Origin of the sequence: Tistrella mobilis (assembly GCF_039634785.1) — a bacterium.
Lineage (GTDB): Bacteria > Pseudomonadota > Alphaproteobacteria > Tistrellales > Tistrellaceae > Tistrella > Tistrella mobilis.
Genome location: NZ_JBBIAB010000026.1, coordinates 12,308 through 33,942, shown reverse-complemented (window position 1 = coordinate 33,942; position 21,635 = coordinate 12,308). Strand labels below are relative to the sequence as shown.

Genomic DNA, 21,635 nt, shown 5'->3' with positions numbered 1-21,635 from the left:
TCGCTGACGGTGATCGTCACCGTGCTCGACAACGTGGTGTCGTCGACCGCGGTCGAGGTGATGACCAGGCGGATCGAGGCCGCAGCCTCGTGGTCGAGCGCCACACCGTCCTTCAGTTTCAGCGTCCAGGTGCCGTCCAGATCAACGATCTCGAACCGGGCGTCATCGACCGAGAAGCTGCCGCCATTCGGGTCCGGCAGGGTACCGATCACACCGCCGGCCAGATTCTCGGCCACCGTCCGCCCGGTCAGCACCGGCACGGTGGGCGTGACGCCGTCGTCGAGCACGGTGATCGTCACCGTGGCCGATGCCGACAGCCCGTCCGGATCGGTCGCGGTGATCACCAGATCGACCGACGCCTCGGTCTCGGCATCCAGGCTGATGCCGTCCTTCAGCTTCAGTACGCCATCGACGATTTCGAACCGGGCATCGTCGACCGTGTAGGTCAGCACATCGTCATCGGGGTCGGTCGCCGTCACCGTGCCGATGCCGGCACCGGCCACACCCTCCGGCACCACCGACCCGTCGAGGGTGGGGGCAGCCGGGGCCTCGTTCACATCGGCCACCGCCACCGTCACCAGCCGCGAGGCGGTGAGACCGCCTGCATCGGTTGCGGTGATGACCAGCGTCAGCTCGGCGGTCGTCTCGTGGTCGAGCGACACGCCGTCCTTCAGCTTCAGCACGCCCGAGACGATCTCGAACCGGGCGTCGTCGACCGTGAAGGTCAGCGTGTCACCGGCATCCGGATCGGTGCCGCTGACGGTGCCGACCACCGCGCCCGCCACATTCTCGGTGACGGTCGTGCCCGACACCACCGGCTGGGCCGGGGCTTCGTTCACGTCGGTCACCGTGATCGTGACCGTGCGGCTGGCGGTAAGCCCGCCGCCATCGGTGACGGTCAGCACCAGATCGACCGAGGGCTCGGCCTCGTGATCGAGGGTGATGCCGTCCTTCAGCTTCAGCACGCCCGAGACGATCTCGAAGCGGGCATCGTCGACCGTATAGGTCAGCTGCCCGGCAGAGGTTGCCGCATCATCGGGATCAACCGCGCTCACCCGGCCGACCACCGCACCGGCGGTGTTCTCGGGCAGGCTGGAGCCGCCGACGGTCGGTGCCGCCGGCGCCTCGTTGACGTCGGTAACCCGGATCAGCACCTCTGCGGTTGCGGTGTCGCCCTCGCTGACCTGCGAGGTGATGCGGAGCGTGATGCTCGCCTCGGCCTCGTGGTCGACAGAGACCCCATCCTTCAGCTTCAGCGTCGGCACGCCGTCGCGGTCGATGATCTCGAAGCGGGCATCGTCGACGGTGTAGGAGACCCCAGCTCCGCCCGGCAGCGTGCCGATCAGGGCGCCGGCGGCATTCTCGGCCACCACGCCGCCGCTCAGCACCGGCAGCGGTGCGGTCACGCCGTCGTCGATCACCGTCACCTGCACCGTGGTGCTGGTGGTGAGGCCGCCCGCATCGGTGGCGGTGATCACTAGATCGACCGAGGGTTCGGTCTCGAAGTCGAGCGAGATGCCGGCCTTCAGCTTCAGCACGTCGCCCACGATCTCGAAGCGGGCATCGTCGACCGTGTAGGTGAGCGTGTCGCCGGCATCCGGGTCGCCGGCCGACACCACGCCGATCACCGCCCCGGGCAGGTTCTCGACCACCGAGTTGCCGTCGAGCGCCGGTGCCGTCGGTGCCTCGTTCACATCGCCGACCGTGATGGTCACGCTGCGGCTGGCGGCAAGTCCGGCCGCATCGGTCGCGGTGATGGTCAGCTGCACCGACGCCTCGACCTCGTGATCGAGCGCGATGCCGTCCTTCAGCTTGAGCGTGCCGTCGACGATCTCGAAGCGGCTGTCGTCGACCGAGAAGGTCAGCGTGTCACCCGCATCCGGATCGCTGCCGGTCACCGTGCCGATCACGGCACCGGCCGCATTCTCGGCCACCGTCGCACCCGAGAGCACCGGCTGGGCCGGCGCCTCGTTCACATCGGTCACGGTGATGGTAACCGTGCGGCTGGCGGTGAGCCCGCCGCCATCGGTGACGGTCAGCACCAGGTCGATGCTCGCCCCGGCCTCGTGGTCAAGGGACACACCATCCTTCAGCTTCAGCACGCCGCCGACGATTTCGAAGCGGGCATCGTCGACGCTGAAGGTCTTCTGGCCGAAGCTCACCGACGGGTCGTCCGGATCGCTTGCGGTCACGCGGCCGATGGTGGCTCCCGGCGCATTCTCGGCCACGGTCGCGGCGTCGAGCACCGGCTGGGCCGGCGCCTCGTTGACGTCGCCGACCGTGATCACGACCGTGGAGGTGAGCGTGCCGCCGTCGGAGCCGGTAGAGGTAAGGGTCAGGGTGACGCTGGCCGCGGCCTCGTGGTCGAGCGCCACACCATCCTTCAGCTTCAGCGTCCAGGTGCCGTCCAGATCTACGATCTCGAAGCGGGCATCATCCACCGAGAAGCTGCCGCCCGCCGGGTCCGGCAGGGTGCCGGCAACCGCGCCGGCCGCATTCTCGGCCACGCTGCCACCGGTCAGCACCGGCGGCACCGGGGTGACGGCATCATCGACCACGGTGATGGTCACCGCCCGGGTCGCGGTCAGCCCGTCGCCATCGGTGGCGGTGATGACCAGATCGATGCTGGCCTCGGTCTCGAAATCGACCGAGACGCCATCCTTCAGCTTCAGCTGGCCGTCCACGATCTCGAAGCGGGCGTCATCCACCGTGAAGGTGACGCTGTCGCCGGCATCCGGATCGCTGCCGGTGACGGTGCCGACCACCGCGCCGGCCGTGTTCTCGGGCAGCACCGTGCCAGACAGCACCGGTGCCGCCGGCGCCTCGTTCACGTCGCCGACCGTCAGGGTCACGATCATCGGGGTCGAAAGGCCGCCCGGGTCACGGGCGGTGATGACCACCGTCACCTCGGGCTCACCCTCGTGGTCGAGGGCGATGCCGTCCTTCAGCTTCAGGGTCTGCGCGCCGTCGATATCGACGATTTCGAAGCGGGTATCGTCCACCGTATAGGTCAGCGCGTCACCGTCCGGATCGGTGCAGGTGACCACACCGACCGCGGCGCCGGCCGCGTTCTCGGCAACCGTCGTGCCCGAGAGCGACGGGGCTGCCGGCGCCTCGTTCACATCCGACACCGTGATGGTGACGGTGCGGCTGGCGGTGAGCCCGCCGCCATCGGTGACGGTCAGCACCAGATCGACCGTCGCTTCCGCCTCGTGGTCGAGGGACACACCGTCCTTCAGCTTCAGCACGCCGCCCACGATCTCGAACCGGGCATCGTCGACGGTGAAGGTCTTCTGGCCGAAGCTCACCGCCGGATCGTCCGGATCGGTCGCGGTCACCCGGCCGATCGTGGCACCTGCCGCATTCTCGGCCACGGTCGCGGCATCGAGCACCGGCTGGGCCGGGGCCTCGTTGACATCGGTGACACGGATGGTGACGTCACCCTCGGCCGTGCCGCCATCGCCGCCGGTGGCGGTCAGGCGCACCACGACCTCGGCCGCCGCCTCATGGTCGAGCGAGATGCCGTCCTTCAGCTTCAGAAGCTGGACGCCGTCGCGCTCGACGATTTCGAAGCGGGCATCGTCAACCGCATAGCTGCCGTCGCCGATATCGGGCAACGAGCCGATGATCGCACCGGCCGCATTCTCGGCCACGATGCCGCCATCCAGCACCGGGGTCGGCGCGACGATGCCGTCATCGACGACGGTGATGGTCACGGCACGGGTGGCGGTGAGCCCATCCGCGTCCGTGGCGGTGATCACCAGATCGACACTCGGTTCGGTCTCGTAGTCGAGCGCGATGCCGTCCTTCAGCTTCAGGCTGCCGTCGACGATTTCGAACCGGTCGTCGTCGACCGTGAAGGTGACGCTGTCGCCATCATCCGGATCAGACCCGGTCACGGTGCCGATCACGGCACCCGCCGCATTCTCGGCCACGGTCGAGTCCGAGAGCGCCGGCTGCGTCGGCGCCTCGTTCACATCGGTGACGGTGATCGTCACGCTGCGGGTGGCGGTAAGCCCGTCCGCATCGGTGGCGGTGATCACCAGATCGACCGAGGCTTCCGCCTCGTGATCGAGGAAAACGCCGTCCTTCAGCTTCAGGCTGCCGTCGACGATTTCGAACCGATCGTCGTCGACGGTGAAGGTCAGCGTATCGCCATCATCCGGATCCGACCCGGTCACGGTGCCGATCACGGCACCCGCCGCATTCTCGGCCACAGTCGAGCCCGAGAGCACCGGCTGCGCCGGCGCCTCGTTCACATCGGTGACGGTGATCGTCACGCTGCGGGTGGCGGTGAGCCCGTCCCCGTCGGTCGCGGTGATCACCAGATCGACCGAGGCTTCCGCCTCGTGATCGAGGCTGACGCCGTCCTTCAGCTTCAGGCTGCCGTCGACGATCTCGAACCGGTCGTCATCCACCGTGAAGGTGACGCTATCGCCATCATCCGGATCGCTGCCGGTCACGGTGCCGATCACGGCACCCGCCGCATTCTCGGCCACGGTCGAGCCGGTCAGCGCCGGCTGCGTCGGGGCCTCGTTCACGTCGGTGACGGTGATCGTCACGCTGCGGGTGGCGGTGAGCCCGTCCCCGTCGGTCGCGGTGATCACCAGATCGACCGTCGGCTCGGCCTCGTGGTCGAGGCTGATGCCGTCCTTCAGCTTCAGGCTGCCGTCGACGATCTCGAACCGGTCGTCATCCACCGTGAAGGTGACGCTGTCGCCATCATCCGGATCCGACCCGGTCACGGTCCCGATCACGGCACCGGCCGCATTCTCGGCCACGGTCGAGTCCGAGAGCGCCGGCTGCGCCGGTGCCTCGTTCACATCGGTGACGGTGATCGTCACGCTGCGGGTGGCCGTCAGGCCGTCCGCATCGGTCGCAGTGATCACGAGGTCGACCGAGGCTTCCGTCTCGTGGTCGAGGGAGACGCCGTCCTTCAGCTTCAGGCTGCCGTCGACGATTTCGAACCGATCGTCGTCGACGGTGAAGGTCAGCGTATCGCCATCATCCGGATCAGACCCGGTCACGGTGCCGATCACGGCACCGGCCGCATTCTCGGCCACGGTCGAGCCCGAGAGCACCGGCTGCGCCGGCGCCTCGTTCACATCGGTGACGGTGATCGTCACGCTGCGGGTGGCGGTGAGCCCGTCCCCGTCGGTGGCGGTGATCACCAGATCGACCGAGGCTTCCGTCTCGTGATCGAGGCTGACGCCGTCCTTCAGCTTCAGGCTGCCGTCGACGATCTCGAACCGGTCGTCATCCACCGTGAAGGTGACGCTGTCGCCATCATCCGGATCGCTGCCGGTCACGGTTCCGATCACGGCACCCGCCGCATTCTCGGCCACGGTCGAGCCGGTCAGCGCCGGCTGCGTCGGCGCCTCGTTCATATCGGTGACGGTGATCGTCACGCTGCGGGTGGCCGTCAGGCCGTCCGCATCCGTCGCGGTGATCACCAGATCGACCGAGGCTTCCGCCTCGTGGTCGAGGAAAACGCCGTCCTTCAGCTTCAGGCTGCCGTCGACGATCTCGAACCGGTCGTCGTCGACGGTGAAGGTCAGCGTGTCGCCGACATCGGGGTCGGACCCGGTCACGGTCCCGATCTCGGCACCAGCCGCGTTCTCAGCCACAGTCGAGCCGGTCAGAACCGGCTGGGTCGGGGTCTCGTTCACATTGTCGACGGCGATCACCACGACATTGGAGCGGCTGCCCTCGATGGTGGTGGCGGTGATCACCAGCGTGACCGAGGCCTCCGCCTCGCGGTCGAGGCTGATACCGTCCTTCAGCTTCAGGGTCGGCACACCATCGACGTCGACGATCTCGAAGCGGGCATCATCGACCGTCAGAGACACATCCACACCCGGATCGACCGGATCGGTGAACCGCACCGGCCCGATCACCCCGCCGGGGGTGTTTTCAGAGACGATGCCATCGGGCAGGGCCGGCACCGGCGGCGTGGCATCGGGCAGCACGGTCAGCACGACCGTCTGCGTCGAGGCGAGGCCAAGCCCGTCGGTTGCGGTGATGACCAGGCTGACGGTCGGCTCGTCGCCCACCGACAGGCTTTCGCCCGCCTTCAGCTTCAGCATGTCGCCGACGATCTCGAACCGGCTGTCGTCGACGCTGAAGGTCAGACGGCCTTCCTGCGTGGTCGCATCATCCGGATCGGTCGCGGTCACCCGGCCGACGATCGCGCCGGCATCACCGCCCTGGACGGTGTCGGAGGACAGCACCGGCGTGGTCGGGGCCTCGTTGACGTCGGTCACCGTGACCAGCATCACGCGCTCGGCCGAAAGCCCGCCGGTGTCGGTGGCGGTGATCACCAGCGCCACGGAGCCCGCGGCCTCGTGATCCAGCGACACGCCGTCCTTCAGCTTCAGCACCATGTCGCCCGCGACATCGACGATCTCGAAGCGATCGTCGTTCACGGTGTAGGTGAGGTCGTCGCCGGCATCCGGGTCGGTGGAGGTGACGGTGCCGATCACGGCCCCTGCCGCGTTCTCCGCCACCGTCGCACCCGACACCACCGGGGTGGACGGGGTTTCGTTCAGGTCGGTGACATTGATCGTGGCGACCAGGCTGTCGCTCAGACCGCCGCCATCGGTGACCTGGATGTTGAGGGTCACCGTCGCCTCGGTCTCGTGATCGAGGCTGATGCCGTCCTTCAGTTTCAGGAGGCCGTCCACGATCTCGAAGCGGGCATCGTCGACAGTGAAGGTCTTCTGGCCGAAGCTGGTCGAGGCATCATCCGGATCGGTCGCGCTCACCCGGCCGATCACCGCACCTTCGGCATTCTCGGCCACGCTGTCGTTATCGAGCACCGGTGCGCCGACCTGCTCATTGGCATCGGCGACCGTGATCACGAAGGTGCCGGTCTTGGCATCGTCGTTGACGTAGATCGAGGTGATCTGCAGCGTCACCGTCGGCTCGGCCTCGTGGTCGAGCGAAATGCCGTCCTTGAGCTTCAGGGTCGGCGTGATGCCGATGAAGACCACTTCGAAGCGGGCATCATCGACGATATAGCCGTTGAGCGTCGCCACCGGCAGGGTGCCGACGACGGCCCCGGCCTCGTTCTCGGTGACGGTGGTGTTGCTGAGAACAGGCGTGGCCGCGCTGTTGGTGTCGTCGAGCACCTTGACCGAAACCGTGCTCTGGGTCTGGAGCCCCGCCACATCGGTGGCGGTGATCACCAGATCGACCGAGGTTGCGGCCTCGTAATCGAGATACTCGCCATCTTTCAGCTTCAGCTGGCCGCCGACGATCTCGAAACGGGCGTCGTCGACGGTATAGGTGACGCTGTCCCCGTCATCCGGGTCGCCGCCGCTGACATTGCCGATCACCGCGCCGATGTCGTTCTCGACGACCACATTGCCATCAAGCACCGGGGCATTCGGTGCCTCGTTGACATCGGTCACCGTCAGCGTCAGCAGCCGGGTCGCGGTCAGGCCGCCACCATCGGTTGCGGTCAGCACCAGGGTGATGGTCGGCTCGGACTCGTGATCGAGCGAGACGCCATCCTTCAGCTTCAGCTGGCCATCGACGATTTCGAACCGGGCGTCGTCGACCGACAGGCCAGCCAGGTCGTCGACATCCGGATCGGAGGTCGTGACCGTGCCGATCACCGCGCCGGCGTCATTCTCGGCCACCGTCCCGTCGCCGGTGAACACCGGCACCGAGGGCGCCTCGTTGACGTTGGAGACCGTCACGGTCACCGTCCGCTCTGCGGTCAGCCCGTCGCCATCGGTCACCGTCACCACAAGGTCGATGGTCGCCGCCGCCTCGCGATCCAGGCTGACACCGTCCTTCAGCTTCAGGACATTGCCCACCACCTCGAACCGGCTGTCGTCGACGGTATAGGTCAGGGTGTCGCCGGCATCGGGATCGGTGGAGGCGAGGGTGCCGACGGCAACCCCCGCGGCATTCTCGGCCACGGTGCCGCCGGTGAGCACCGGCTGCGACGGCGCCTCGTTCACATTCGCAACCCGGATCAGCACATCGGCGGTGCGGGTCTCGTTATCCGCATCGGTCGCGGTGATCGTGACCGTCACCTCGGCGGCGGCCTCGCGGTCGAGCGAGGTGCCGTCCTTCAGCTTCAGCACGGTCCGGCCGTCGCTCTCGACGATCTCGAAGCGGGTGTCGTCGACGGTATAGCTGATGCCGTCGAGGGTCGGCAGGGTGCCGACCACCGCACCGGCATCGTTCTCGGTGACATTGCCGCCGGTCAGCACCGGCAGCGGCGTGACGACGCCGTCATCGCGGATGGTGATGGTCACATTGGTGGTGTTGGAGGCGTTGTCCGGGTCGGTGACCGTCAGCACCAGATCGACGGTCGGCTCGGTTTCGTAGTCGAGGCTGACCCCCTCCTTGAGCCGGAGCAGCTGGACGCCGTCGACGCTGACGATCTCGAAGCGCGCATCGTCGACCGTATAGGTCAGCGTGTCGCCATCGGCATCGGTCGCGGTCACGCGGCCGATGACCGCGCCGGCGTCGTTCTCGTCCACCTCGTCATTGTCGAGAGCGGGTGCCGTCGGCTGATCGTTCACGGCAGAGACCGACAGCGTCACCGTCGCCGTGTCGGTCTGCGCGCCACCGGAGCCGGTATTGCCGCTGTCGGTGACATCGACGGTCAGCGTGACATCGCCATTGGCGTTGGCCACGGGCGTGAAGGTCAGCGCGCCGCCCGAGAGGAAGGCGTTGATGTCTGCCACCGTGCCGGTCAGCGTCAGCGCCGTCGCCGTGCCGCCCACCGTGACATCGGCGGTGCTGGTCGCGGCCAGTTCACCCTCACCCACCGTGAAGGTCACCGTCACTTCGCCGGTGCCGGCATCCACATCCGAAATCGAAATACCGGTGAGCGCGGTCTCGGTGTCTTCGGTGACGTCGATCGACGCAGGCGCCGTGATCTCCGGCGCATCGTTCACCGCCGTCACATCCAGCGTCACCGTCGCGGTGTCGGTCTGCGACCCGCCGGAGCCCGTGTTGCCGCCGTCATCGACGGTCACCGTCAGCGTCACATCGGTGGTCGCATTCGCCGCCGTGGTATAGCCGACGCCGCTGGCGGCGATGAAGGCATTGATCGCGGTCACAGTGCCGGTCAGCGTCAGACTGGTCGCCGTGCCGCCGACCACAACACCCGAACCGCTGGTCGCGGACAGTTGGCCGGTGGCGACGTCCAGCGTGACGGTCACATCGTTGCTGCCGACGTCGACATCACTGATCGAGATGCCGGTCAGTGCGGTCTCGGTGTCTTCGGTGACGTCGATCGACGCGGGCGCCGTGATCTCCGGCGCGTCGTTCACCGCCGACACCGCCAGCGTCACCGTCGCCGTGTCGGTCTTCGCCCCGCCGGAACCCGTATTGCCGCCGTCATCGACATCGATGGTCAGCGTCACATCGCCGCTGGCATTGGCGACCGGCGTGAAGGTCAGCGCACTGCCCGTGATGAAGGCGTTGATGTCGGCCACCGTGCCGGTCAGCGTCAGCGCGGTTGCCGTGCCGCCCACCGTGACCTCGGTCGTGCTGGTCGCGGCCAGCTCACCCTCGCCCACCGTGAAGGTCACCGTCACCTCGCCGGTGCCGGCATCCACATCCGAAATCGAGATGCCGGTGAGTGCGGTCTCGGTGTCTTCGGTGACGTCGATCGACGCAGGCGCCGTGATCTCCGGCGCATCGTTCACCGCCGAAATCGTGATCGCGAAGCTCTGGCTGCTAAGCGTCAGATTGGTCGTGTCCTCGACCGAGAAGCCGAAGCCGCCCGACGCCCCTTCCGAACCGTCATGCTCGTAGGTCAGCAGCCCGTCGTCGATATCCTTCTGGGTGAAGGTATCGCCCACTTCAAGCGCGGTGCCGTCCAGCTTCAGCGTGCCCGACGCCGGCGCCGTGGTCAGCGTGTAGATGACATCCGCCGGATCGGTATCCTCGCTGTCCGAGGACGACAGCATGGCCGAGGTGATCGTGGTCGAACCGCCCTCGTCCACCGTCGTGCCGGTGTTGGTGTCGACCTTCGGCATGGCGTTGACCTCGATCGTGCGCTCGAAAGCCACACTGGTCTGGGTCGCCGTGTCGCCGCTGTCGTCGGTCGCGACGATCGACACGACCCGGTCGCCGCCAGGCATTGTCGCCGCCTCGCCCATATAGGCGAAGGCGACGCCCTGCAATACCGTCTGGTAGTCGGCGAGCGACGCCGTGCCCGAAAAGGTCAGCGTGCCGGAGGTCTCATCGTAGATGCGGGTAATACCGTGTTCGTCGGCGTGAAGCCCCGCATCCACAGCCAGGAGAATAGAATCCGACGTGCCGCCAGGACGGGTGGTGAAGGTCACCACCACGCCGGTCAACATGGTCGAGTCGACATCGCTGAGCGCCGCAGACCCGACCATCAGCACAGGGTCACCGCCGGCCGTATAGACCGGCGAGGCCGACAGGTCGGTCACGACGGGCGCATCGTTCACCGCCGTCACATCCAGCGTCACCGTGGTCGTGTCGGTCTCTGCCCCACCCGAGCCGCTATTGCCGCCGTCATCGACGGTCACGGTCAGGGTGACATCCGCAGTCGCATTCTCGGCCGTGGTGTAGCCGACACCGCTGGCGGCGATGAAGGCATTGATCGCGGTCACCGTGCCGGTCAGCGTCAGGCTGGCCGCCGTGCCGCCGACCACAACACCCGAGCCGCTGGTCGCGGACAGGGTCCCGGTGGCGACGTCCAGCGTGACGGTCACGTCGTTGCTGCCGACATCGACATCACTGATCGAGATGCCGGTGAGCGCCGTTTCCACATCCTCGGTCACGCTGATCGAGCCCGGCGCCGTGATCTCCGGCGCGTCGTTCACCGCCGACACCGCCAGCGTCACCGTCGCCGTGTCGGTCTTCGCCCCGCCGGAACCCGTATTGCCGCCGTCATCGACATCGATGGTCAGCGTGACATCGCCGCTGGCATTGGCGACCGGCGTGAAGGTCAGCGCACTGCCCGTGATGAAGGCGTTGATATCGGCCACCGTGCCGGTCAGCGTCAGCGCGGTCGCCGTGCCGCCCACCGTGACATCGGCGGTGCTGGTCGCGGCCAGCTCACCCTCGCCCACCGTGAAGGTCACCGTCACCTCGCCGGTGCCGGCGTCGACATCACTGATCGAGATGCCCGTCAACGCGGTCTCGGTGTCTTCGGTCACGTCGATCGACGCAGGCGCCGTGATCTCCGGCGCGTCGTTCACGGCCGTCACCGTGATCGCAAAACTCTGCTCGCTGACGGTGAGGTTGGTCGCGTCCGCCACCGAGAAGCCGAAGCTGTCCGACGCCCCTTCCGAGCCGTCATGCTCGTAGGTCACCAGCCCGTCGTCGATATCCTTCTGCGTGAAGGTATCGCCCACGCCGAGGACGGTGCCGTCGAGCTTGAGCGTACCGGCAGCCGGCGCCGTGGTCAGCGTGTAGGTGACATCGGCCGGATCGGTGTCTTCCATATCCGACGACGACAGCATCGCCGAGGTGATGGTGGTGGAATCGCCCTCGTCCAGCGTCGTGCCGGCGTTGCTATCGATCTTCGGCGGCGCATTGACCTCGATGGTGCGCTCGAAAGCGACACTGGTCTGCGTGTCCGTATCGCCGCTGTCGTCCGTCGCGGTGATCGAAACCACCCGGTCGCCGCCGGGCATCGAGGCCGTGGCGCCGGTGTAAGCGAAGACCACGCCCTGCAGCACGGCCTGATAATCGGCGACCGACGCCGTACCCGACAGGGTCAGCGTGCCGGTGGCCGGGTCATAGCTGGCGTAGCTGATGCCGTGGCCATCTGCATAGGTCGCCGCCGACGACGACAGACTAATATTGTCCGAGGTGCCACCCGGGCGCGTCGTCAGGGTCAAGACGACGCTGGTCAGCATGGTCGAGTCGATGTCGTCGAGCACCGCGGAGCCGACGACATTTACGGCGGCACCACCGGCCGTGTAGACCGGCGAGGCCGACAGGTCGGTCACCGTCGGCGCGTCGTTCGCGGCCTCGATGTTCACGGTGCTCACCAGCGTGCCGATGAGCGCACCGCCCGAACCCTGGGCACCGGTATTGCCGTCATCGACCGACCAGAGCAGATCGACCGAGGCCGGCGGCGTGTCGTTCGCCGTGGCGTAGCCGATCTGACGTGCGGCCTCGTTCACAAGATCATAGGTCGCATCGGCGTTGAGCGTGAGGACGAGCGTGCCGCCCGCATTTGTGGTGACGGTACCGATGACGATGCCGCCGACGGTCAGATCCCCACCCTCGGTCAGGTCGCCGAGCGTGCCGCCGCTGATCGCCCCGAACAGATCGTCGGCATCGGCCCCGCCGTCGCGGGTGATGGTGATGACCATGCCGTCATGATCATCGGCCAGCCACAGCTCGGGATCGTAAATGTCGATCTCGGGATCGATGGCGGTGAAGCCGCCATCCTCGACATGGGTCGGATCCATGTTGAAGCCGGTGACGGGCGTACCATCGGTTGTGAAGCGCGCCGCGAAAATCTCGTCGCCACCGCAGCCGCACCCCAGATAGCTGCCGCCCAGCAGCAGATCACCATTGTCGTCGATGGTGAGCGACGAGATCGTGAAGCTGCGCAGATCATCACCGAAAGTGACTTCGCCATTGGTCCCGAAGCTGGTATCCAGCTGCCCGTCGGCGCCGATCTTGATGATCGAGGCCGTGGCGGACGGGGTGCCCCCGCCGATCGTCATATGGGTACCGACGAAGACCATGCTGCCATCGGCCAGCAGGGTCGCATCGGTGGTCAGATTGCCGGTGAAGACCAGGCTGCCGCCGCTGCCGAAGCTGCCGTCCACCGAACCGTCATCGGTCAGGCGCACAAGCGTGGTGACGGGCAGGCCGGTATCCGCATCGACATGCATGTTCACGACGATCATGCCGCCGGCAGACTGGGGCAGCACGATCTGGCTGCTCTCCAGGATATCGGGATCGTCGATCGTGACGGTGCCGCTGCTGCCGAAGCCGGTATCCAGCGTGCCATCGGCGTTGTAGCGCTGAAGGATGGCACCGTCGTCATTGGCGCCGGCAACGACGATCTTGCCGTCATCCTGGACCGCGACGCTCAGCAGCGTCTCGTTGCCGCCAAGATCGATCGCAAGCGGCGCACCGCCGTTGAACGCGGTGTCGATACTGCCATCGTCAAGCAGCCGGTACAGCAGGCCATCGGTGGTGCCGGCGGCGCCGGTGAAATTCATGCCCGCCACCAGGAGGCGGCCGGTGGCGTCCGCCGTCACCTTGAACAGCGAGAACTCCACCCCGGTGTCGCTCAAGACGACGACGCCGCTCGTGCCGAAGCCCTCATCCAGCGAGCCGTCATCGTTCAGGCTGATCAGCATGCCGGCGTTGCCCCCACCACCGGACGGGCTGACCGTGCCCGAGATCAACAGCTTGCCGTTGCTCTGCAGCAGGGCGGTCCCAGGCCTGAACGTGCCGAAGCTGTCCAGGGTGACGATGCCATTGGTGCCGAAGCTGGTGTCGAGCTTGCCGTCGGCGTCATAGCGCGCGACCACGATCATATTCGACGCGACATCGGTATCCACGCCGAACTGGTAGTAACTGCCGTCAGGCAGGCCGACGATCCCGCCGACACTGTCCATGTCCCCGGGCCCGTCGACGACGACCACACCGTCGGGCATGGTGGTCACGTCAGGCGCATCGTTCACGGGCGTGACCGTGATCGTCACCGTCTCGCTGGCGGTTTCAGAGGCGCCGCCGCTATTGCCCAGATCGTCGATATCGACGGTCAGGGTGACATCGCCGGTATCGTCGGTATCGGTCTGGAAGGTGACGCCCTGGGCGGCGATGAAGGCGTTGATGTCGGCGATCGTGCCGGACAGCGTGATCGCGTTGGTGCCGTCGGTGACCGTCACCCCCGCCCCGCTGGTGGCAGTGATCGTGCCCTTGTCGACGCTCAGCGTCACCTCGACCGTGCCACTGCCGGCATCGGCGTCGGCAAAGGAAATGCCGGTGATCGCCGTGGCCGTGTCTTCGGTGACCGTGATCGCGGCACCAGCCGGCACGGTGATCACCGGCGTGTCGTTGACGGTGGTGATGGCGACGGTGGTCGTCAGCGTGCCCTCGGTCGCACCGCCGGTCCCCTGCGTGCCGCTATTGCCGTCATTCACCGTCCAGACCAGATCGACCGAGGCCGGCGGCGCGTCGCTGGAATTGACATAGGAGATCTGGCGCAGCGCCTCGTTCACCAGCGCACGGGTCGCCGCGGCATTGAGCGACAGCACCAGCGCGCCGGCCGAGTTGGTCACCACCGTGCCGATGGTGGTGCCCGAGACGACCAGGGCCTGGCCCTCGGTCAGGGCATCGAGCGTGCCGCCATCGGCCGCCGAAAACTGATCCTGGCCGTCGGCACCGCCGTCGCGCGTCAGGCTGACGGTGAAACCGTCGAGCGTGTCGGCATCGCCCAGATCGACATCGTCGACCGCAATCGTCGGTGCAATCACCACCGGCGCGCCGTTTTCGGTATAGGCCGCCGGATCGGCATCGAATACCGGCTGACCGGTCGCGTCATAGCGGGCGAAGTAGATATCGGCCGGCTGCAATGCCGAGTCGTAATGGTTGCCACCCAGCAGGATTTCGCCGGTGTCGGCGTCGATCCGGACCGAGGTGTGATTGAGCGGGAATTCGGTGCCGCCGATCGTGAACCCGCCATCCCGGCCGAAACCGGCATCGAGCACGCCATCAGGGGTAAAGCGCTGAACCGTCGTCGAAATATCCGCGGCGAAGGAGATGGTGCCGACGACGATGATGCCGCCATCCGGGGCGAAGGCGAAGGAGACGGTGTGCGCCGCCTCGCCCGTCACGGCACCGTTCACACCGAAGCCGGTATCCAGCGCGCCATCGGCGGTCAGCCGCCAGATCACCGGCACCTGCTGGCCGGGGAAGCCGGAATCCTCGGTGGCCGACGCCACCAGAATGCTGCCATCGGCCTGCACGCTGACCCCCTGGGCGCCAGCGCCGCCGAGGAGATCGGTATCGATGATCAGATAACCGCCGGTTCCGAAGCTGGTATCCAGCGTGCGATCGGCATTGTGACGATAGACGATCAGATCGCGGCCCTGGGCCGCCAGCGTCACGACCTTGCCATCGGGCTGGATGACCGAATCGAGGGCCTGCTCGCTGCCCGGAATGCTGGCGCCGACATTGAACACGCCGTCCGCGGTGCCGTCGGCGGTGAAGCGGAACACGACGGTGCTGGTATCGCCCGAGGTGGGCGTCAGCGTCGCCGTGACATAGATCCGGTCGCTGCCGTCGATTTCGATATCGACCGGGCCGAAGCTCGACGGGGCCTGGGAGACGGTGATCGGGAAGCCCGACACCACGCTGCCATCGGTCGCAAGACGCGTCACCACCAGCGAGCTGTCGGACACCGCGCGGCCGGCAATGATCAGCTCACCCGAGGCCAGCACCTTCACCGCGTTCGGAACCGTGCCGGCGAAATAGGCCGCACCATCCGTGCCATAGCTGGTATCGATGCTGCCATCGGCGTTGTAGCGATAGACCAGCACATTCTGGTACGCATCCCCACCGGTGGTGCGGCTGCTGACCACATAATGGCCGCCGCCGGGCGCATCCAGCATCCAGGTCGGGGTGGAAAGCGGCTCGGGCGCGGCAACCACATCGACGCCGTCATTGATGGTGTAGACATCCGGCGCGTCGTTGACCGGATCGACGGTCACGGTCACCGTGTCGGCATCGGTGCCCGGCAAGGCCGCGTCCTGGTCGCTGACGCTGACCGAGAGATCGACCGTACCGGTGACGTTCACCCCCGGCCGGTAGGTCACATTGCCGCCCGAAATGAAGGCGTTGATGTCGGCCCGGCTGCCGGTGAGGATCAGGGTCTGGCCGCCGGCGGCAACGGTGACGTCGGCGGTGCCGGTGGCGGTGAACGAACCGCCCGGGGCGGTGATCGTCAGCACGTAATCCTGGCCGAGATCGTCGGTGTCGGCGATCGAAATGCCGGTGATCTGAAGATCGGTGTCCTCGTTCACGGTCAGCGAGCCCGGCACGGTCAGCACCGGTGCCTCGTTCACCACCGTCACCTCCATGCTGCCGGTGGCGAGCGCCGAAGAATAGGCGCTGGAGCTGCCGGTGATGGTGGTGTCGGCGGTGCCGCGGGTGGAACCGTTGGTGGCGGTGCCGATCGTCTGGTCCCAGGCGCGGAACGAGATGGTCGCGGTCTCGGCCGTGTCGCCGGCCGGGTCGTAGCGGAGCTGGGCACCGGCCGCCAGCAGAAGCGAGGCATTCACCGACACGGTGCCGACCGCATGCCAGTTGGTGCCGTCGGTCGAATATTCCCAGCGGCCGGTGCCGGTCAGCGCGGTGATCGCGATACCCGATTCGGGGTTGGCATCGACATCGCCATAGCCGCCATCGGTGAGCAGGTCGCTGACGGTGATGGGGGTCGACACGTCATTGCGATCCACCGGATCCAGCGTGATGTCGGTGGTCGACAGCGTCGGCGCATCGTTGATCTGGGTGACGACCATCGCCGCGCGGGAATCTTCCACGGAATAGGCGGTGCTGCCGCCCGTGCTGGACGCATCCCCCGTGCGGAGCGTGGACCCGCTGGTGGCCGTGCCCGAGGTCTGGTCCCAGCCCCGGAAGGTCAGCGATGCCGGGCCGCCGCGGTTGTTGTCGGGCACGAAACGGAACTGGGTGGTCGCTGCGAACAGCAGGGCCGCACTGTCGGATGCCGCCGTGCCCAGCCCGTACCAGTTGTCGCCGTCGGTCGTGTACTGCCAGGCGCCGTTGCCGACGATACCGGTGATCGCGATGCCCGAAACCGCGCCGCTGTCGGGATCGGCATAATTCACATCGGTCAGCCAGTCGCTGACCGAATAGGTCGTCGACATGGTGTTTTCATTGGTGGTCGTCAGCACGACCTGCGATCCGTCGATGGTCGGCGCGTCGTTCACCGCAGAGACCGCCAGCGTCACCGTGGCCGTGTCGGTCTTCGCCCCGCCGGAGCCGGTATTGCCGCCGTCGTCGACATCGACGGTCAGGGTCACATTGCCGGTGGCGTCGGCGGCGGGCGTGAAGGTCAGCGCACTGGCCGCGATGAAAGCATTGATGTCGGCCACCGAGCCGGTCAGCGTCAGCGCGGTCGCCGTGCCGCCCACCGTGACATCGGCGGTGCTGGTCGCAGCCAGCTCACCCTCGCCCACCGTGAAGGTCACCGTCACATCGCTGGTGCCGGCATCGGCATCCGAAATCGAAATGCCGGTCAACGCAGTCTCGGTGTCTTCGGTCACGGCGATCGACCCGGGCGCCGTAATCTCGGGCGCGTCGTTCACGGCCGTTACGGTGATCGCGAAGGTCTGACCGCTGACGGTGTGGTTGGTCGTATCCTTCACCGAGAAGCCGAAGCTGCCCGACGTGGTTTGCGAGCCGTCATGCTCGTAGGTCAGCAGCCCGTCGTCGATATCCTTCTGGGTGAAGGTGTCATTCACCGACAGCGCCGTACCGTTGAGCTTCAGCGTGCCCACAGCCGGCGCCGTGGTCAGGGTATAGGTGACATCGGCCGGATCGGTGTCTTCGGTATCCGACGACGACAGCATCGCCGAGGTGATGGTGGTGGAGCCGCCCTCGTCCAGCGTCGTGCCGGTATTGGTGTCGACCTTCGGCGGGGCATCGACCTCGACCGTGCGTTCGAAGGCGGCACTGGCCTGGGTCGCACTGTCGCCGCTGTCATCCGTCGCGACGATCGAAACCACACGGTCGCCGCCGGGCATGGAGGCAGTGGCGCCGGTATAGGCATAGACCACGCCCCGCAGCACGGTCTGATATTGGGCGACCGAGGCCGTGCCCGAAAGGGTCAGCGTGCCCGTGGCGTTGTCTGGGTCGACGTTGATGCCGTAGTTACTTGCATTGTCCGCCCCGATGGTCGACATGGCGATACGATCCGACGTCCCGCCCGGGCGGGTGGTCAGGGTCAGGACCACGCTGGTCAGATTGCCGGAGTCGACGTCGACGATGGTAGCGGATTCGGCCACCGCCACCGGCGAGCCGCCGGCACTGAAGAGCGGCGACGCCGAGGTGTCGTTCACCACCGGCGCATCGTTCACCGGCGTCGTGTTGACGGTGAAGCTATGCTGCACCGAGTCCGAATAGTTTGCGGACGACTGCTTCAGCGTGAAGGTCAGGGTGCCGGCAGTTTCCCCGCCGTCATGCTGGAAGGTGACGAGCCCGTCGTCGATATCCTGCTGGGTAAAGGTCCCGCCGGTCGACAGCGTGCTGCCGTTGAGCGACACGGTCAGATGACTGAGCGCCGCCACCGTATAGATCAGATCCGCCCCGGTGGCGTAATCGTCGGAGGCTTCCAGCATCGCGGTGGTGATGCTGCCCGATCCACCCTCGGCAACCGTGGTGCCGGTATTGGTGGCGACCGTCGGGGTCTTGTCGATCTCGATCGTCAGATCGAAGGTGCCGACCTGATCATTGGCATCGGTGACCGTATAGCGGATGATGCGGTCGGTCGTATCGACAGTGGCCCCCGACGACAGGTTCTTGTAGTCGAGATTGCGGAGAATCTCCTGGAAGGCATTGAGCGACGCGGTGCCGGTGGGCGAGGTGCCGGTAAAGGTATACTTTTTGCTATCCGCATCCCAAGCGATATTGATACCAGCATAGGTTCCCTGAATGCGCGGGCGCTCCAAGGACCCGTCCGGGGAGGCGACCAGCTGCACCGTCACCGATTTTATCATCGCCGTGTCGTCGATGAGGAACAGGTCCGGCGCGAAGTTCGCATAGCCGTCTGACCCATAGGCACCAGGGGTATAGACGAAGGTGTCGGCGGAAATCGCCGGTGGATCGTCGTCCACACTGGTAACCTGGACGCCGCTGCCGACCAACTCGTCCGAGGTGGCGCCGTCGGCATCGGTGACGGTGACGCGGAGGATGCGCGAGCCGGCGGCATCGGGGGTATAGGCCGATCCGGTATTGCCCCAGGTGGGGGCGTCGGAGGTGGACGAATAGGTGACCGTCCGCAGCGCCGCCTGCATCTGCGCCGCCGTGCCGCTGCCGGTCAGCGTCAGGACGAGAAGGCCGCCTTCCATCGCCACGCTGGCACTGTAGGGCCCGGGCGAGGTGATCGCGAGCACATCGCCATCATGCGGGTTGGAGATCCAGACCCGCGCCGAGGTGATCAGGTCGCCGTCGTCATCGGCGACCGTGATATCGGGCAGCAGGATGACCGGCGCGTCGCCTTCGGTCCAGCTCACGGTCCGCGGGCCGCCCAGCACCGGGGTGGTGTCGTTCACAGCTTCGACCGCACCGATATCGATGGCGCTGCCGGAAATGCGGGTGGCGCCGGTCTGGTCGGTGGCGGGCTGGCCGGTGATCGAGGCATTGCCGGCATCGATCGCCGAGCTGCCGGTGCCCGGCTTCATCGTCTGGGTATAGCCGCCATTATCCGCCAGCGCCCCCAGATTGGGATCGGTGGTCAGATCGGTACCGGGACCCGCATCCAAGCCGTTATTGTCAAGGCTGTTGCCGAAATAGATGTTCCAGCCGACATTGGTCGCACTGCCGCCGGTGACGTTCACGCCCCAGCCGGTGTTGTTGGCCAGAATCGTATGGCTGACACTGACCGAGCCGCCATAGGAATCGATCGTGCCGTTATTCATGCCGTTGGTCGCGCTGTTGCCCGAAAAGGTGCTGTGCGCCACGGTGAGCGCCGAGGTGCTTTCGATCGCGCTGCCGAAGGTCGCTGTGTTCCCGGAAAAGGTAGAATTGACCACAGAAACGGTGCTGCTGGTGCCGAGTAGTGCGACGGCGCCACCACTACCGCTGCTGGTCGCAACATTGCGATCGAAGGTAGATCGAACAATATCAAGATCAACCAAGGCATTAGACGCAATGAGGACAGCACCGCCACTCCCCCCAGTGCCGCTAGCCGTGTTCTGTGTAAACGTGCTATCAGTAATGAAGGCCTCGGAAGCCGTAGCTGTGCCGCCCAACTCGACAGCGCCGCCGCCACCGCTGCCGTTAGTCGTTTCATTACTAGTGAAGGTCGACCGCTCGATTGTGGTCGACCCACCGCCCGTTCGCGTCGAGATCGCGCCACCCAAGCCCCCCGTATTGCCACTAAAGCTGCTATCGGCCACGGAGAAGGTGATGTTGCCGGAGGTATTCCCCTCAATGCGGATCGCACCACCGGCCTGGGTCGCACTGTTCTGATCGAAACTGCTGTCGGTCACATTCAGCGTGGCGCCGGCCGCACTGGTCTGATAGATCGCACCGCCCTGGGTGGTCGCGGTGTTGGTGGTGAACTGGCCGGTGACCGTGTGAATGAAATTTCCGCCGGAAATATAGATCGCGCCACCGGCGCCGCTGGTCGCCTGGTTGTCGACGAAGCTGTTGGTGCCGGTCATCGCCAGCTGACCGCCGCTGATAAAGATCGCGCCGCCTTGGGTGGCATGCAGACCGGTCATGGTCATGTCGGTCAGCGTCAGCGTGTCCGAGCCGGTGGACGAGAAATTGATGCCGGCACCGCCGCCCGAGGTCTTCGCCGCACCATCGATCGCCAGCCGCGCAAAGGTGACCGTGGCATCGCTGACCGTGAACACGCTGCCATCGGTGATGTTGGCGGCCAGAATGTCGCGGGTCGCCGCGGTGCTGGACTGGATCACGACATTGTCGGTGATCGTGGTGAAACCGGTGGCGCCGCTGCCCAGCGTGATATCGGCGGTGATGTCGATCTGGTCGGTGCCGGCCGCCGCATTGGCATTGACGATCGCGGTTTCCAGCTGGGCCTCGGTGCCGGCGGTGAAGGTCGCCATCAGGCCGTCATAGCCGGCGCGGGTGTCCTCGGTCACCGCGATGGTGGTGTCGACCCGGCCGATCGACACTTCCAGATCCCAGTCGCCGAAACGGCCACCGCCATTGGCGGCGACGCTGCCGGTGGCATCGTCCGAGGCGGCGACATCGGCGCCGGTCAGCTCTGCCAGCCGGCCCAGAAAGGCCAGGCCGTCGCTGCCGCCGGCTACGTCGCAGCCGTAAAGCAGGATGTCGCCATCCTCGGCCAGGCCGGCGCCGATCACCGCCAGGTCGCCGGCCCGGTCATCGATATTCCTGTCCGAGAGGGTGGAAGATCCCAGCCAGATTTCGCCGACACTGCCTTCCGAAATGATGTGGATGGCATCCACTGCCCCCGACTGTTCGGCCATCCAGTCGGCGATCTGTTCCAGCCCGTCGCGGCCGGCATCCAGCACCACGATTTCGACATCCTGGGCCAGGCCGGCGGCCAGGGTCTGCCAGTCGGTGACGCGGGTGTCGATGAAGGCGACCTCGCGCCGGTCGCCCGCCGCGGCGGGGGCCGCCGTCACATCCGATCCGTCATCGCCGCCCTGGGCGGCGGTCTCCACCAGGGCGGCAGCGTCATGGGCATCGGCCTGATGGCCGGTATCGGCCGCACTGCCGTCGCCCGCGGTATCGGGGTGCAGTTCCTGCGCGGCATCCTGGGCGGCCTGATCCTGCAGCGCCTCTGCCGCGGTGGCGACACCGGCGGCATCGAACATCATCCGTGGTTCAAGCGCCTGGGCCAGCGCCCCCCGCCGGCCCGGGCGGCGCGGCCCGGTGATGTGACGGCTGGCATGATCTCCCCGACGACGAAAGCGGCGCAT

1 protein-coding gene (cut by a window edge) is annotated in these 21,635 nt (G+C 66.6%); it reads right to left on the bottom strand.

Features of this window, described 5'->3' with window-relative positions; genetic code table 11:
• Positions 1-21,635, bottom strand: the 5' portion of a protein-coding gene (locus tag WI697_RS23965) for a cadherin-like domain-containing protein (RefSeq protein ID WP_345960197.1). 6,832 nt of this gene lie to the left of the window's left edge; 21,635 of the gene's 28,467 nt are visible here — the first part of the coding sequence; it begins with the start codon at positions 21,633-21,635; its stop codon lies beyond the left edge, outside the window.